Consider the following 15,125-nt stretch of genomic DNA (forward strand, 5'->3'; position numbering starts at 1 on the left):
TTCCAATTCAATGCATTCCGAGCCTGAGCAACCCATAAGCCCGGCCAATAATGCCTACACGCTTGGCCCGATGCAAGCGGGCCCGGTGTGTTGCGATCCGCAGCCCTTGATCCAGGTCGACAATTTTTCCCTTCATTATGGTGTCAAGCCTGCGCTGGCCAACATTACACTGGATATCTACCGTGGCTGCATCACCGCCTTGATCGGTCCTTCCGGCTGCGGAAAAACCAGTTTCCTGTCATCGATCAACCGGCTTACGGATTTGATCCCAGGCTGCCGGATTACCGGTCGTATTCGCATAGAAGGTAATGACATTCATGATCCTTCCCTCAATGTGCAGGCGTTACGGCGGCAGATCGGCATGGTATTCCAGAAGCCAACCCCCTTTCCACTCTCAATCCATCGCAACATCGAACTGCCCCTGCACGAGCATGGTATTACGCGGCGTGCCCATACGGGGGCCATCATCCGACAGGTATTGCAGGATGTCGGGCTATGGGATGAAGTGCATGACCGGCTGGACGCCCCCGCGCTGAGCCTGTCCGGCGGCCAGCAGCAGCGTCTTTGCATTGCTCGCGCGCTGGCGTTGAATCCACAGATCCTGTTGATGGATGAACCATGCAGCGCACTCGATCCCATCGCTTCGGGAGTGGTCGAGGATCTGATCAGCCGGTTGCGCGGCCGCTATACTATCGTCATTGTCACCCATAATCTGGCGCAGGCGCGCCGCATTGCTAACTACGCGGCATTTTTTTGGGTCCGGGGCCATGTCGGGCGCCTGGTTGAATTTGGTCATTGCCGCCAGATTTTTGAATCGCCTGCCCATGAACTTACTGCTGCTTACGTAAATGGAGCGAGGGGATGATCGGGATGAAAAACCCTTTTATCGTCATGCCCATATGAAGGTAATTTAGCATGGACAGGTATATGTTAAAGCTGTATAGTTGCCGAGCCTTCGCTCTTTAGGGCATCTCTAAGAATTCGAATACAGCGGCAATGGGCTATTGCTCCTCGATCGCCAAATGAGACTATTTTCCTGCCTGCCGGATCTGCGCGGCGAGAGGTTGTTTGCGCCCCTCGCCCCTTATGGCTGTTGCGGGTCGCTGCGGGCAAGCGCGTTGCCGAGGTTGCTGACTGGGCACGGGGGATGAATCCAGGCGAGTGCGCGCAAGGATCTGGCCGGGAATCGAGTTTTTAGAGATGCTCTTCAGAAAAGGGTGAGATGTTAGCCATAGAATGCCGGGCGGAAAGAAATGGCGCATGGATATGCGCGGTAAATAAACATTTATGGAGGGAAACATGAACAAAGTTGTTCGAGGGGCAATCGGATTCGGATTGCTGTGTATGAGTGCCGGTGCGGCCATGGCGGCGACGGACATTTCCAAATTGCCGGTGGTCACCCAGAACCTGGTGGCCCCGCCTTTTGTGCCCCAGCATGACCAAGTGGCCAAAGGGGGTCCCAAAGTCGTCAAGGTACGCATGGAGACCATAGAAAAGCTGGTGCAGGTCGCACCGGATGGCACCAAGATGTGGGCACTGACTTTCAACGGCACGGTTCCCGGTCCGCTGATCGTCGTGCACCAGGATGACTATGTGGAACTGACACTGGCCAACCCGAAGACCAGCACCATGGCACACAACGTTGACTTCCATGCGGCCACTGGCGCGCTGGGCGGAGCCGGCCTGACGCTGGTGGCGCCGGGCGAAGATGTGGTATTGCGCTTCAAGGCGATCAAGGCCGGGGTATTTGTCTACCACTGCGCCCCGGGTGGCACCATGATTCCGTTCCACGTCATTTCGGGCATGAACGGCGCCATCATGGTATTGCCGCGCGATGGCCTGAAAGACAACAAAGGCAAATCGGTGCGCTATGACCGGGCCTACTACATAGGCGAGCAGGATCTCTATCTGCCCAAGGACAAGGACGGGAAATACAAAGTGTACTCCCAGCCTGCCGAAGGCATGGCTGAAATGCTCGACGTTGCCAAGGGACTCATCCCCACCCATGTCGTCTTCAATGGCGCGGTCGGTGCGTTGACGGGCGACAATGCGCTCAAGGCCAAGGTGGGCGAGAAAGTGTTGTTCATTCACTCCCAGGCCAATCGCGATACCCGGCCTCACCTGATTGGCGGCCATGGCGATCTGGTATGGCAAGGTGGCAAATTCAGCGACCCCCCCGTCACCAATCATGAAACCTGGTTCATTCCGGGGGGTGCCGCAGGTGCTGCGTTGTATGAATTCAGACAACCCGGGCTGTATGTGTACCTCAGCCACAACCTGATCGAGGCGGTGTTGCTGGGTGCTGCGGCGCACATGAATGTCGAGGGCACATGGAACGACGATCTCATGAAGCAGCTCAAGAAGCCGAATGAGAATTCAACCCCGGCGATGGATCACTAAAAAAGAATCCATTAGTATCCTGTCCGGCGCGGCTTCAACCTTACGTTGAAGCCGCGTTTTTTATGGAATGGATGCCCAGGCGGAATATGGTTTCTGAACGATTTCGTAAAAATGATGTCCAGGTGCGCAATTTTCTTGACACAGTGCTGTTGCCGGGTTAGGCTAGGCGGTGTTCGTCAAGGTAATTCTGTGCTACTTTCGGGTTTTTCAGAATTAAATTAGGGTGGGCTATTGGCGTAACGCGATAGTCCAGACGGATCAGGCATCAAAAAAACAATTAATACGGATAAGGAGAAGAGAGATGGTAGTGAAGCTTGGGCTGAGGCTCATCACGCTGACATGCGGGGCGCTGCTGGCGGCGTCGTCATGGGCGAACTATCCCAGCGTCCCGAAAGAGACGTACAAAGCGCTGAATCTGGAACAAACGGCCACGCCCAAGGAATTGCATGAAGCGGTGACCAAGCGCTACAAGGACCCGGCGCAAGGGGCTGGGCGGGGGACGCTGGCCAAGTACTGGGAGCCGGTGCCGTACAGCATGTACATGGACCCTGCCTCCTTCTACAAGCCGCCGACCTCGATGAAGGAAGTGGCGGAGCGTCAGGAATGCGTCAAGTGTCACACGGACGAATCGCCGGTATGGGTGAATGCGTGGAAGAAGAGCACGCATGCCAACCTGGACAAGATCCGCAACCTGAAGCCGGACAGCCCGATCTACTACAAGAAAGCCAAGCTGGAAGACGTGGAGAAGAACCTTCGCTCCATGAACCGGCTGGGCGCGAACGAAAAGCTGAAGGAAGTGGGGTGTATCGACTGTCACGTCGACATCAACACCAAGAAGAAGGCCGACCACATGACCGACCTTCGCATGCCCACGGCTGACGTATGCGGCACCTGCCACCTGCAGGAATTTGCCGAACGCGAATCCGAGCGCGACACCATGGTATGGCCGAACAAGCAATGGCCGCAGGGACGTCCCTCGCATGCGCTGGACTGGAAAGCCAACGTAGAAGTTGCGGTATTTGCCGCCATGCCGCAGCGCGAGATAGCCGAAGGCTGCAGCATGTGCCACACCAACCAGAACAAATGCGACTCCTGCCATACCCGGCACGAATTCTCCGCGGCCGAATCGCGCAAGCCCGAAGCGTGCGCCACCTGCCACAGCGGGGTGGACCACAACAACTGGGAAGCTTACTCCATGAGCAAGCACGGCAAGATCGTATCGATGATGGGCGACAAATGGAACTGGGAAGTCTCGCTCAAGGACGCCTACGCCAAGGGTGGCCAGACCGCCCCGACCTGCGCGGGGTGCCACTTCGAATATGAAGGCAAGTACAGCCACAACGTCACGCGCAAGATACGCTGGGCCAACTACCCGGCCGTGCCCGGCATAGCCGAGAACATCAACAGCGAATGGTCGGAAGCGCGGCTGGACTCCTGGGTCAAGACCTGCACCCAGTGTCACTCCGAGCGTTTTGCCCGCTCCTACCTGGAATTCATGGACAAAGGCACCCTGCACGGCCTGGCCAAATTCAAGGAAGCGCATGCAGTCGCCGAGAACCTCTACAAGGACGGCCTGCTCACCGGACAGAAGACCAACCGTCCGGCGCCGATGGCACCGGACAAGGAAATGTTCGCCGGCTTCACCCAGCTCTACTGGTCCAAGGACAACAACCCCGCGGCGATCGAACTCAAGGCGCTGGAAATGGGAGAAAACGACCTGCCCAAACTGCACGTAGGCCTGGCCCACGTCAACCCGGGCGGCTGGACCTACACCGAAGGGTGGGGCCCGATGAACCGCGCCTACGTCGAAATCATGGACGAAAACACCAAGATACGCGAAATGGCGGCGCTGCAGGCCCGGGTAGCCAAGATGGAATCACGCCGCACCAGCCTGCTGGACCTCGACAGCAAGGATGACAAGCTCTCGCTGGGCGGCCTGGGCGGCGGCATGCTGCTGGCTGGCACCCTCGCGCTGGCTGGCTGGCGCCGGCGCGAAAAAAGCGGGCATTGACCGCCTCATCCGCCTCGACTCCCTCCCCCTCCCGCGCCCAGCCGGCGCGGGGCGGACTGGGAACTAAACTCCTCCCGTCACTGGGCATCCTCCTGGTGACGGGAGGATTGCTTTTACTCGCCTGGTTTGCCTGGCTCTGGTTCAACCCGGCGCCCGCCCCCTACCGCTATACCCAGGTCAAGGAAGGCGGCATCGCCCAATTCAGCCAACTGGGCCTCGACCCCTGGCCGGACCTCACCGTCGCCCAGTATGAAATCCACGCCGAGGGCGTGAACGACCCCGTCGCCCTGGCCACCACCGCGCGGCGCGGCGCGATGGCTCCCATCCTCATCAGCTGGGAAAACCGCAGCAGCGAACTGCTCATCTCCCTCGACAGCAAACTCTCCGAACTGACCGCGCTGGCCGCCGCCATCGACAAATATGCGGGCCAGGACGCGCGCATCCTGGCCTGGTGGGACACCTCGCGCCAGCTCAAACTGCTGACCGGGCGCGACACCCTGTTCACCGCCCACCTGGGCGAACCCCTCATCATCCCCGCCCCCTGGCAGCCCTACAGCGACTCCATCCGCCACCAGGAAGACCAATTCTGGGGGGCGCCGGCCTCGGCCGACGAGCGCCGCAACTTCCAGCGCTTTGCCGACGCCCTCATCGCCGAACCCGCCCGGGGGGCCGCCATCCTGCGCGAACTGGCGGGCAAAGGCGCGGATGGCGAAGCCTACGTCGTCATCCACGTCACCGACCTCTACAAACTGGGACTGATGCGCCCCGAACAATTCGACATCACCTACAAGCACTTCCCCATGGAAGGCAACATGCACGGCATGATCGGCTACCTCAAGAAATGGATGCAGGAAAACAACTTCGCCACCTACACCCTGCAATCCCTCTCCGACAGCATGGTGCGCGGCTACTTCCTGCGCGATGATAAAAGCGGCAACACCCTCCTGGCCCAGATGCTGCCCTTCACCAATTCCATGCCGCTGGACCTCACCGTCCTGCAACTCATCTACCAGCAGGGCGGCTACTGGGTCTACAAAATCCCCTCGACCGGCGACACCGCAGCCGCACCCGCCGACACATCCGCCGGCACCCTCGATGCTGACGCTTCATCACCGGCGACACCCGCGCCTGCTGCCCCGCCCGCACTCTCACCCGCCTCCTGAGGCGGGCCGCCCCGTCAGCGGGCAGCCCGCCATCCGGGGGCTGGTTGACGGATGAGACTCCCGCAGCGGTACCAGTGGTACCACAAAGAGTCATGGTACTGGTGCTACCCGTTTACATCAACCAGCGATAAAGTACCGTCATAAAATACAGTATGGACATCACTGGGTTTTTTATAACATAACAACAGCTATCAACGGATATACTTGCCCCGAAGGAGAAAACCATGCGCCATTCCCTGACATTTGCCCTGGCTGCCGCAGCCATGTTTGCGCTGCTATCCGGCAGCGCCACCGCACAATCGTTTGAAGGCCGCAAGAAGTGCAGTTCCTGTCACAAGAGCCAGGCCGAATCATGGGGCGAGACCGCTCACGCCAAGGCCATGGACTCGCTCAAGCCCAACACCAAGGCCGAGGCCAAGAAAAAGGCCAAGCTGGACCCCAAGAAGGACTACACCAAGGACAAGGACTGCGTAGGCTGCCACGTTGACGGCTGGGGCAAGGAAGGCGGCTACACCATAGACGACCCCAACAAATTCACCAGCGGCGTGGGCTGCGAATCCTGTCACGGGCCGGGTGCCAAGTATCGCGGCATCCACCGCAAGGCGGGAGCGGCCTACGAGAAATCGAAGAAGACCGCGCCGCGTTCGACCCTGGCCGATGCCGGGCAGGACTTCGCCTTTGAAGAATCCTGCAACGCCTGCCACCTGAACTACAAGGGCTCGCCGTGGAAGGGCGCCAAGGAACCGTACACCCCGTTCACCCCGGAAGTGGACAAGAAATACACCTTTGACTTCAACAAATACGTCAAGGACACCAAGGCCATGCACGAGCACTACAAACTGGACGGCACCTTTGAAGGCGAGCCGAAGTTCAAGTACCATGACGACTTCCAGTCCAAGGCCAAAGTGGGCGTGAAAGGTTCGGAGGACTGATGGCCGGAATGCGCGCGGGCGGCACCCTGCTCACGGGTGCGCTCCTGGGGGTTGTCATGGTGGCGGTGGTATTCGGCGGCGAGGCCGCCGTCTCCACCACCGAATTCTGCACCAGCTGCCACTCCATGTCCTATCCGGCGGAAGAACTCAAGACCTCCTCCCACTATGGCGCCCTGGGTGCCAACCCGGGCTGCAAGGACTGCCACATCCCGCAGGGCTTCAAGAACTTCCACCTGGCGGTGGCGACGCACGTGGTGGATGGGGCGCGCGAGCTGTACCTGGAATTTGCCAACGACTACTCCACGCTGGAGAAATTCAACGAGCGCAGGCTGATCATGGCGCACGATGCGCGCATGAACCTGAAGAAGTGGGACAGCAACACCTGCCGCGAATGCCACAAGAACCCGCAGCCGCCCGGATCCGATGCCAAGGCCGCGCACAAGAAGATGGAGACCGAAGGGGCCACCTGCATCGACTGCCACCAGAACCTGGTGCACAAGGAAGTCGCCGAGACCGACCTCAATGCCAGCCGCAAGGAAGGCAAAATGGTCCTCAAGCCCGAAAAGAAGGATAAGGACGACGAGGAGGATGAAGAGGGCTGATTCAGGGCATCCTCGCAGTTTTTGCCTTATTCACAGCTAGACTGATTTTCCCGCCCATACCGCCGTTTCGACTTTTCTATTGGAACGGCGGCTTTAATCGCTTAAAATACCCGCTGGCATCAAGTAGCTCCATTCCTTTCCAACTACTGGATCCAAGTGGATTTGTCGTACTGATGGTACCGAGAGCAAATCTGAATTTCCCATCCCCGATGCGATTCGCATAGACGAACAATGCTGCGCAATTTCCCTCCTGTCGATGTCATCGCCGCGCATAGAGTGCGCGACTACTTCATAGCGGGATTGACTTTTTCCTGCGTGGCGATCAGCCTGGTGATGGATGCCAGCGGGAGCATGGAACAACAAAATTTCATGGGAATCATCGCCTGGACATTTCTATTCGGATTGCTCTTCGGAGAAAATAAAGAAGTACGGATGCAGGTAATCATAGCGGTGGCCTTTGCCACGCTGGGCGAGCATTTCGCCTCCATCTACATGGGCGGCTATACCTACCGCTTTGGGAATGTACCGGCCTACGTGCCGCCAGGTCACGGCATGGTTTATTTAACGGCTGTCGCGCTTGCGCGTTCCGGATTTTTTTTGAAGCATGCGCGGAAGATAGCCGCGTTTGTCGTGCTGGTGTGCGGCACATGGTCGATCTGGGGGATCAGCGGCTATCCGGAGCAAGGCGACCAGGTGGGTGCAATATTGTTCTGTGTTTTCCTTATCTACCTGTTCAAAGGCCGCTCGCCGATGGTTTACCTCGCCGCCTTTTTTATCACCACCTGGCTGGAATTGATCGGCACGGCAGCCGGAACCTGGCAGTGGGCAGTCCTGGAACCCATATTTGCGTTGTCGCAGGGAAATCCGCCCAGCGGTGTTGCGGCATGGTATTGTCTGGTTGATGCGGTGGCCATTGGCGGTGCTCCGCCGTTATTGAGAGCCTTGAAAAAAGGCGGCGAGTGGTTTAAGGCTGAAAAGCCGCAAAAAGATATCCGCCAGGGCGTCAGAAATGATTAGGCAGTTGCAGACTGCCGGATTTAAAGAACCAAGGTGAAAAAAGAGATGCTCTTGCAGCCGATTTCCCTTAAACCTCGTGGGCTCTACGGTTGATACAAGCTGTTGTTCTGGCGACATTTCCCGATGTGATGTATGATGCCCACTCATGGTTGCGGCATCCTCTTCCGGTCACCGCTGCAACCGGCGGCCGCCTTCTTTTATCTTATATACCATCCTCATCTTATTAACTATTTTGCCTGGACCGGTCCCAACAAGCGTTGGCAGGCGGTTTACGAGTCATGAACATGTCGTTTGATCAACTCAACCTATCCCCCGAGATCCTGCGTGCCATTGCGGATCAAGGCTATACAGAACCTACTCCCATCCAGGCACAGGCTATTCCACCGATCCTCGAGGGCAAGGACATAATGGGGGGGGCGCAAACCGGCACCGGTAAAACCGCTGGCTTTACCCTTCCCATGCTGCATCGGTTGCAGCCACATGCCAATATCAGCGTATCGCCCGCCAAGCATCCGATTCGCGCACTGATTCTGGTTCCTACACGGGAATTGGCGGCGCAAGTGTATGAAAGCGTCAAGACTTACGGTAAATACCTGCCGCTCAAATGTGCGGTGGTGTACGGCGGCGTGAATATCGATCCCCAGGTGAAGGAGTTGCGCGCGGGCGTGGAGATCCTGGTAGCGACACCGGGACGGTTACTGGATCATATCGAGCAGAAAACGATGAATCTCTCCAGGATCGAGATTCTGATATTGGATGAGGCTGACCGCATGCTTGACATGGGTTTCATGCCCGACATAAAGCGTATTCTTGCGCTGATACCGCCGCAGCGTCAAAGCCTGATGTTCTCCGCCACTTTTTCCGACGAGATCAAAAAACTGGCAGATAAGCTGTTAAAACAACCGGTGCTGATCGAAGTGGCACGGCGCAATTCCATCACCGAATTGGTGACCCACGTCGTACATCCGATCGACCGCGAGCGTAAACGCGAATTGCTCACCCACCTCATCAAGTCGCAAGACTTGAAACAGGTGCTGGTATTTGTCCGTACCAAGCATGGCGCCGGGCGCCTGGCTCAGCAGCTGGAGCGCGACGGCATCACCGCGACAGCGATTCATGGCGATAAGAGCCAGCCTCAACGCACCCAGGCGCTGGCGGAATTCAAGGAAGGGGTGGTGCGGGTTCTGGTGGCAACCGACGTTGCCGCACGTGGACTGGACATCGAAGACCTGCCGCATGTCGTCAACTTCGAATTACCCACGACGCCGGAAGATTATGTCCATCGAATCGGCCGCACCGGCCGCGCCGGCACCAAAGGCGACGCAATTTCCCTGGTATGCGAGGATGAGCATGAATTACTCGAAGGTATCGAGAAACTTCTGAAAATCAAGCTCAATGTGGAGGCGGTGGCAGGATTCGAGGCGGAAACGTCGCGTCACCCAAAGGGACCGGTAGATGATCGCCATCGACCCAATCGGAACGAGCCCGCCAGACCGGAGCAGAAGAAACAATCCGAATCCCGCAGACATCCCACTGAAGCGCATCCTTCTTCCCGCTCCAGGGAGCTCAAGAAACATGAAGGATCTGGAGAGTACAGACCAGGGGGACGCGCCAAGCAGCCCGAGGATCCCCTATTTACGCAGCCCTATACGCCATCGGTAAAACCTTCCGATACCGCCTCCGGACCCTCTAACGGAACGGCATCGGCATCCATCGGGGGTAAACCATCGGATCATCTCCGCCGGGGGCAGCAAACCAAACCCCTGCCCGCGCTATTCATGCCGCGTGTTCTCCCAAAAACCAAGCAGGACGAGTAACGGAAGCGCGATCCCGCCACATTATTCCATTACATGCAATAAGGTTCACGAATGGGTAAACGGCTAACCAAGATCTATACGCGCACGGGCGATGACGGCACCACGGGTCTGGGTGACGGTACTCGATCCGCCAAGGAGAGTTCACGTATCGAGGCTATCGGCACCGTGGATGAGCTTAATAGCTGCATTGGCGTGCTGCTTGCAGAAAATCTCGAGGAAGGAGCGCGCCTCAAACTGGAAAATATACAGCATGACCTGTTCGACCTGGGGGGCGATCTAAGCATTCCAGGGCGCAACAGCATAAGTGAAGCGCAAGTAACCCGCCTGGAGACACAACTCGATGGCTACAATTCCACGCTGAGCGCACTTAAGGAATTCATACTTCCCGGCGGCACCCGCGCAGCCGCCCTCTGTCACGTCGCGCGTGCCGTTTGCCGTCGCGCGGAGAGATGTGTGGTCAGGATAGCTCGCAGCGAAGCAGTGATGCCATTACACATCCAATATCTCAACCGCCTGTCAGACTTCCTGTTCGTGCTGAGCCGTGTTTTGAATCGTCAGCACGGTGAGGAGGATGTGCTATGGCAGCCTGGAAAGAATCGTGCTTCGGATTGCGTCTAAATAATCCCGATCCGGTGGCAGCGGACCCACCCGAAAGGTGAAAATCAGGTGTCCTACCGCTTTCTCTTCTGCCCTATTCCTGTTCCTTGCGCCGGAAACTATCAATGATCAGCAACATGGCGCCGACAAAAATCGCGGAATCCGCCACGTTGAACGCGGGCCAGTGATAGCCGCCAGCATGGAAATCCAGAAAATCCACCACGTGACCCAGCGTAATGCGATCCCACAAGTTACCCAGCGCTCCGCCCAGCACCAGGCTCAGCGCGGCACAAAATAGCCTTTCGGCGGCATGCTTGCGCAGCAGATAAACAATCAGTACTGAAGCCCCCACCGCTATCGCGCTAAAAAACCAGCGCTGCCACCCGGCTGCGTCACTTAAAAAGCTGAACGCCGCGCCTGCGTTATAAGCGAGCACCAGGTTGAAGAAACCGGTCAGCGGAATGTGCTCGCCGTAAAACAAGGCAGATTCCACCCAGCGTTTGGTGGCAAAATCCAGCACCAGAACGATCGAAGCCAGGATCAGGCTGACTTGAAGTTTCATTGCGCCCGGTGCTCCCTTGCATAGTCCGTCATCTCAGGCATATCGCCGGACTTCGCCCGAGCCGAAAAGGTTGGAGACGCATCGGCCACAGATCGTGGGATGAATGGAATCGACTCCCACATCGCGGCGATAATGCCAGCAGCGCTCGCATTTCGGATGAGTGCTTGGCGTGACGGAAACCTCCGCCCTCTGCAGCGCTTCCGATCTGACCACACGCGCCTCGGAGGTGACGATGACGAGTCGAAGATCGTCGCCCAGCGAATCGAGCAGCAGAAAATCCTCTCCGCCGATATGAATTTCCACCGCGGCGGCAAGCGATGAGCCGATTTCTCCCCGGCCACGCGAGTCTTCCAACTGCCGTTGCACGTGCGAGCGGAGCTCGCGCAGGCGGGCCCAACGCCGGATCAGCGCTGATTCTTCCGTCTGCAAAGGAAATTCATGCCAGGTATGCAGCAAGACACTATCGTCTGCGTCGCGCACCAGGTGCTCCCATACCTCCTCGGCGGTAAAACTGAGGATAGGCGCAAACAGGCGCACCAGGCTATGGGCGATGTGATACAGCGCAGTTTGCGCAGAGCGGCGCGGGTTACCTTCGGCGGCAGCGGTATATAGCCGGTCCTTGAGAATATCCAGATAGAAACCACCCAAATCCTCGGAACAGAAATTATGCAGCCGGTGCACCGCCAGGTGGAATTCGTAACGCTCATAATACTGCGTCAGCTCATCCTGAAGCGCCCGCGTAAAAGCCAGCATATAGCGGTCTATCTCCAGCCATTGCTCCACCGCAACCGCATCCGTGGCAGGATCGAAATCAGCCAGATTGGCGAGAAGAAAACGCAGCGTATTGCGTATGCGCCGATAACTCTCCACCACCCGCTTCAGGATCTCATCCGAAATGGAAAGCTCGCCGGAATAATCGGTGGATGCCACCCATAGCCGCAGAATATCCGCGCCCGAGGTATCCATCACCTTTTGCGGAGCAATAACATTCCCCTTGGATTTGCTCATCTTGCGACCATGGCCATCCACCACGAAACCGTGGGTGAGCAATGCGTCATAAGGCGCACGTCCGTCAATCACGCAACCCGTCAGAAGCGAGGACTGGAACCAGCCGCGATGCTGGTCGGAGCCCTCCAGATAAAGGTCGGCCGGGTATTTGAGGTGGGCATCGGGTTTCAGAACCGTGTCATGCGTGGTCCCGGAATCAAACCACACATCCAGCGTGTCCGGGAGCTTCTTGTAGTCTTGCGCTTCATCACCCAGCAACTCCGCCGCGTCCAGGCTGAACCATGCTTCTATCCCCTGCTGCTCAACGCGCTGCGCGACTTGCTCCAGCAATTCATCGGTACGCGGATGCAAGGCTCCCGTCTCCCTGTGCACGAAGAATGCCATGGGCACGCCCCAGTCCCGCTGGCGCGACACGCACCAATCGGGCCGGTTCCTGATCATCGCCTCCAGGCGAGCCTTACCCCATGCGGGATAAAACCGCGTGGCTTCCACGGCATTCGAGGCCAGTTCCCGCAGGGTTTTTTCCTGAGGAGAACCCCCTGCCCAGTGGTCCCGGCCCATACCGATGAACCACTGTGGCGTGGACCGGAAAATGATCGGGGTCTTGTGCCGCCAGCAGTGCGGGTAGCTATGCTGGATCTTTTCCATGTGCAGCAGGTGCCCACTGGCCCCAAGTATGTCGATCACCACATCGCTGGCTTTCCACACGAACAATCCGCCAACGACCGGCGTGGCGGCGATGAACTTGCCGTCGTCATCCACTGGGCTGTCATTGGAAAGACCGTACTTCTGGCCGATAAAATAATCGTCCAGCCCATGCGCTGGCGCGGTATGTACCAGGCCCGTCCCGGCTTCCAGGGTTACGTGCCCGCCGCAGATAATCGGTACCTGCTGCCCGTTGAAGGGATGATTCAACAGGATGCCTTCCAGCGCCGCACCTTTGCATGTCGCAAGGGTTTCGCCGTGCAGCCCATAGCGATCGAGACACGCTTGCGCCAGATCAGCGGCCAGTATGAGCAGTCCGCGAGGCGTTTCCACCAGCGCATAATCGAAATCGGGATGTACCGACACCGCCTGATTGGCGGGGAGTGTCCATGGCGTGGTAGTCCAAATGACCGCGTACACCCTGGTATTTTCAGGTATGGAGATGCCGAAAGCTGCAGCCAGCGGGTGCCGGGGATCATCCTCGGCATTTTGAGCGCGGGAACCAACGACCTCGAAGCCGACATCAATCGCCGGCGACGTCTTGTCCTCATATTCGACCTCGGCCTCCGCCAGCGCGGAGCCGCAATCGATGCACCAGTTGACGGGTTTTTGCCCCTGGTAGAGAAATCCGCTTTTTCGAACCTTCCCAAGCGCGCGGATAATCCCTGCCTCGGTGCCGTAATTCATGGTGAAATACGGACTTTCCCAATCGCCCAGTACGCCGAGCCGGATAAAATCCGCCTTCTGCCGTGCCACCTGTTCCTGCGCAAAAGCGCGGCAGAGCGCGCGTACCTTGTCCGCAGGCAAGTTTTTTCCGTGTTTTTTCTCGATCTGGTGCTCGATCGGCAGCCCATGACAATCCCACCCAGGCACATAAGGGGCATCGAAGCCAGCCAGCGTCCTGGCCTTGACGATAATATCCTTGAGGATTTTATTGACCGCATGGCCGATGTGTATGTCGCCATTGGCATAGGGCGGGCCGTCGTGCAGCACGAATTTGGGACGGCCCCGGCAGACGTCGCGGATTCTTTGGTAAAGCTCCTTCTCCTGCCAGGCTTTGAGCATGGCGGGTTCGCGCTTGGCGAGGTCGCCGCGCATGGGAAAAGGCGTGTCGGGCAGGTTGAGTGTTTTTTTATAATCGGTCATGGAATTTAGGCGGCGTCAGTTCAATCTATGCAAGCGATTTTTTTCAACGGCAGCAGAAAATGCCGGCGCGACCGAAGCAAAGTAGTGCCTGGCCTGCTCAACGTCTCGCGCTATCTGCCGGGTAAGTGTTTCCAGATCGGGATATTTTTCCTCATTCCGCAGCTTGCGCAGAAAATGCACGCGCAAATGACGGCCGTAAATATCCTCAGCGAAATCGAACAGGTGGACCTCCAGCACCGGCTTGCCATTCTCATGCACGGTCGGACGCACACCCAGGCTGGCTACGCCTCGCATCGCCCGCATCGACTTGGGCGAGGGCAACGCTGTTACGCCTTGGGGACCCACTTCGACTTCTACCGCAAAAATACCCGACAGCGGAGGCCGGTTGTGCTTCAACTGGATGTTGGCCGTGGGGAAGCCAAGTTTCTTGCCAAGCCTGTCGCCACTCACCACCCGCCCGCTGATACCATAGGACCGCCCCAGCAGGCGCCTGACAAGGTCCAGATCGCCATCCGCCAATGCTTCCCGAACCGCCGTGCTCGAAACTCGCAAACCATCCACGGCGTAGGCGGGCATTTCTTCGACCTCGAAACCGCATTCGTCGGAAAAAGCTTTCAGCATGGCGAAATCACCGGCACGGCGGGCGCCAAAGCGAAAATCATCGCCCACCAGAATCCACCTGACGGCAAGCCCGCGCCGCAGGATGCGGACAATGAAATCTTCCGCGCTGATCCTGGCGAAATCGAAATTGAAGCGGCATATCTGCACCCGATCCACGCCCGCCGCCGCCAGCAACTCCAGCTTCTCGCGCAAACTGGTAAGCCGCGTGGGTGCTTGGTCCGGCGCGAAAAACTCGCGCGGATGCGGCTCGAAAATCATGACACAAGCACCAAGATGGAGCCGGCTGGCCGCTTCCTTCAGACGGACGAGCATCGCCTGATGACCCAGATGCACCCCATCGAAATTGCCTATGGTAAGCGCAACGGGAGCTTCGGCTTGAACGGGGATGCCTCGGGAAACACGCATGACACGATGCCGCTAAAAGCTTGAATTGTAGCCTGTCGCGGGCAAGCGGGTCTATACGGTGTTTACATAAATAACGGATGCGCTCTTTCGGAAGTGGATGAGACCAACGACACCGGCGCGGAGGTTCGCAGTCGCGCTC

The 15,125-nt window shown here is 58.0% G+C and carries 12 protein-coding genes; 9 read left to right on the forward strand and 3 right to left on the reverse strand.

The genetic code is table 11. From position 1 onward, the window contains the following. Positions 1-10: 10 nt before the first annotated feature. The 9 genes from EBAPG3_RS03145 to EBAPG3_RS03185 all read left to right on the forward strand — a co-directional run bounded on the left by EBAPG3_RS03145 (position 11) and on the right by EBAPG3_RS03185 (position 10,560). Complete coding sequence (locus EBAPG3_RS03145) at positions 11-865, forward strand: phosphate ABC transporter ATP-binding protein (protein ID WP_081607245.1); 855 nt, start codon at positions 11-13, stop codon at positions 863-865. Positions 866-1,299: 434 nt separating this feature from the next. Then, positions 1,300-2,400 (forward strand): copper-containing nitrite reductase, encoded by a 1,101-nt coding sequence (gene nirK / locus EBAPG3_RS03150; protein WP_040851618.1) that lies wholly within the window; start codon positions 1,300-1,302, stop codon positions 2,398-2,400. Positions 2,401-2,701: 301 nt separating this feature from the next. Further along, positions 2,702-4,411, forward strand: coding sequence for a multiheme c-type cytochrome (locus EBAPG3_RS03155; protein ID WP_085921899.1), 1,710 nt, complete (start codon positions 2,702-2,704; stop codon positions 4,409-4,411). After that, positions 4,408-5,574 carry a hydroxylamine oxidation protein HaoB gene (gene haoB, locus EBAPG3_RS03160; protein WP_227869213.1) on the forward strand — a complete coding sequence of 389 codons (1,167 nt, stop codon included), beginning with the start codon at positions 4,408-4,410 and terminating at the stop codon, positions 5,572-5,574. Before EBAPG3_RS03155 ends, haoB begins: the two co-directional genes overlap by 4 nt. A gap of 224 nt (positions 5,575-5,798) precedes the next feature. Next, positions 5,799-6,506: a cytochrome c-550 CycA gene (gene cycA / locus EBAPG3_RS03165; RefSeq protein ID WP_085921901.1), complete on the forward strand. Its 708-nt coding sequence runs from the start codon at positions 5,799-5,801 to the stop codon at positions 6,504-6,506. Further along, positions 6,506-7,108, forward strand: a complete 603-nt coding sequence (locus tag EBAPG3_RS03170) for a NapC/NirT family cytochrome c (RefSeq protein WP_085921902.1) — start codon at positions 6,506-6,508, stop codon at positions 7,106-7,108. Before cycA ends, EBAPG3_RS03170 begins: the two co-directional genes overlap by 1 nt. Positions 7,109-7,339: 231 nt before the next feature. Continuing rightward, entirely contained in the window at positions 7,340-8,125 is a 786-nt protein-coding gene (locus tag EBAPG3_RS03175; RefSeq protein ID WP_004180455.1) for a hypothetical protein, read from the forward strand. 284 nt (positions 8,126-8,409) lie between these two features. Further along, positions 8,410-9,942 (forward strand): DEAD/DEAH box helicase, encoded by a 1,533-nt coding sequence (locus EBAPG3_RS03180; protein ID WP_040853103.1) that lies wholly within the window; start codon positions 8,410-8,412, stop codon positions 9,940-9,942. Between the two features lie 51 nt (positions 9,943-9,993). Beyond that, positions 9,994-10,560: a cob(I)yrinic acid a,c-diamide adenosyltransferase gene (locus tag EBAPG3_RS03185; protein WP_004180460.1), complete on the forward strand. Its 567-nt coding sequence runs from the start codon at positions 9,994-9,996 to the stop codon at positions 10,558-10,560. Between the two features lie 73 nt (positions 10,561-10,633). Here the strand turns inward: EBAPG3_RS03185 and lspA are convergent, their stop codons facing one another. From lspA to EBAPG3_RS03200, 3 genes are read right to left on the reverse strand one after another with little or no spacing between them, the layout of a single operon-like run. Next, positions 10,634-11,101, reverse strand: a complete 468-nt coding sequence (gene lspA, locus EBAPG3_RS03190) for a signal peptidase II (protein ID WP_004180461.1) — start codon at positions 11,099-11,101, stop codon at positions 10,634-10,636. Between the two features lie 33 nt (positions 11,102-11,134). Further along, on the reverse strand, positions 11,135-13,960 hold the full coding sequence (gene ileS / locus EBAPG3_RS03195) for an isoleucine--tRNA ligase (RefSeq protein WP_004180462.1): 2,826 nt from the start codon (positions 13,958-13,960) through the stop codon (positions 11,135-11,137). Positions 13,961-13,975: 15 nt separating this feature from the next. Beyond that, positions 13,976-14,986 (reverse strand): bifunctional riboflavin kinase/FAD synthetase, encoded by a 1,011-nt coding sequence (locus tag EBAPG3_RS03200; RefSeq protein WP_004180465.1) that lies wholly within the window; start codon positions 14,984-14,986, stop codon positions 13,976-13,978. Positions 14,987-15,125: the final 139 nt, after the last annotated feature.

Source organism: Nitrosospira lacus, from assembly GCF_000355765.4.
Taxonomy (GTDB): Bacteria; Pseudomonadota; Gammaproteobacteria; order Burkholderiales; family Nitrosomonadaceae; genus Nitrosospira; species Nitrosospira lacus.

Excerpts from the sequence above, each read along its gene's own strand:
- EBAPG3_RS03145 (WP_081607245.1), top strand. The coding sequence starts at position 11 with ATGCATTCCGAGCCTGAGCAACCCATAAGCCCGGCCAATAATGCCTAC.
- nirK (WP_040851618.1), top strand. The coding sequence starts at position 1,300 with ATGAACAAAGTTGTTCGAGGGGCAATCGGATTCGGATTGCTGTGTATG.
- EBAPG3_RS03155 (WP_085921899.1), top strand. The coding sequence starts at position 2,702 with ATGGTAGTGAAGCTTGGGCTGAGGCTCATCACGCTGACATGCGGGGCG.
- cycA (WP_085921901.1), top strand. The coding sequence starts at position 5,799 with ATGCGCCATTCCCTGACATTTGCCCTGGCTGCCGCAGCCATGTTTGCG.
- EBAPG3_RS03170 (WP_085921902.1), top strand. The coding sequence starts at position 6,506 with ATGGCCGGAATGCGCGCGGGCGGCACCCTGCTCACGGGTGCGCTCCTG.
- EBAPG3_RS03175 (WP_004180455.1), top strand. The coding sequence starts at position 7,340 with ATGCTGCGCAATTTCCCTCCTGTCGATGTCATCGCCGCGCATAGAGTG.
- EBAPG3_RS03180 (WP_040853103.1), top strand. The coding sequence starts at position 8,410 with ATGTCGTTTGATCAACTCAACCTATCCCCCGAGATCCTGCGTGCCATT.
- EBAPG3_RS03185 (WP_004180460.1), top strand. The coding sequence starts at position 9,994 with ATGGGTAAACGGCTAACCAAGATCTATACGCGCACGGGCGATGACGGC.
- lspA (WP_004180461.1), bottom strand. The coding sequence starts at position 11,101 with ATGAAACTTCAAGTCAGCCTGATCCTGGCTTCGATCGTTCTGGTGCTG.
- ileS (WP_004180462.1), bottom strand. The coding sequence starts at position 13,960 with ATGACCGATTATAAAAAAACACTCAACCTGCCCGACACGCCTTTTCCC.
- EBAPG3_RS03200 (WP_004180465.1), bottom strand. The coding sequence starts at position 14,986 with ATGCGTGTTTCCCGAGGCATCCCCGTTCAAGCCGAAGCTCCCGTTGCG.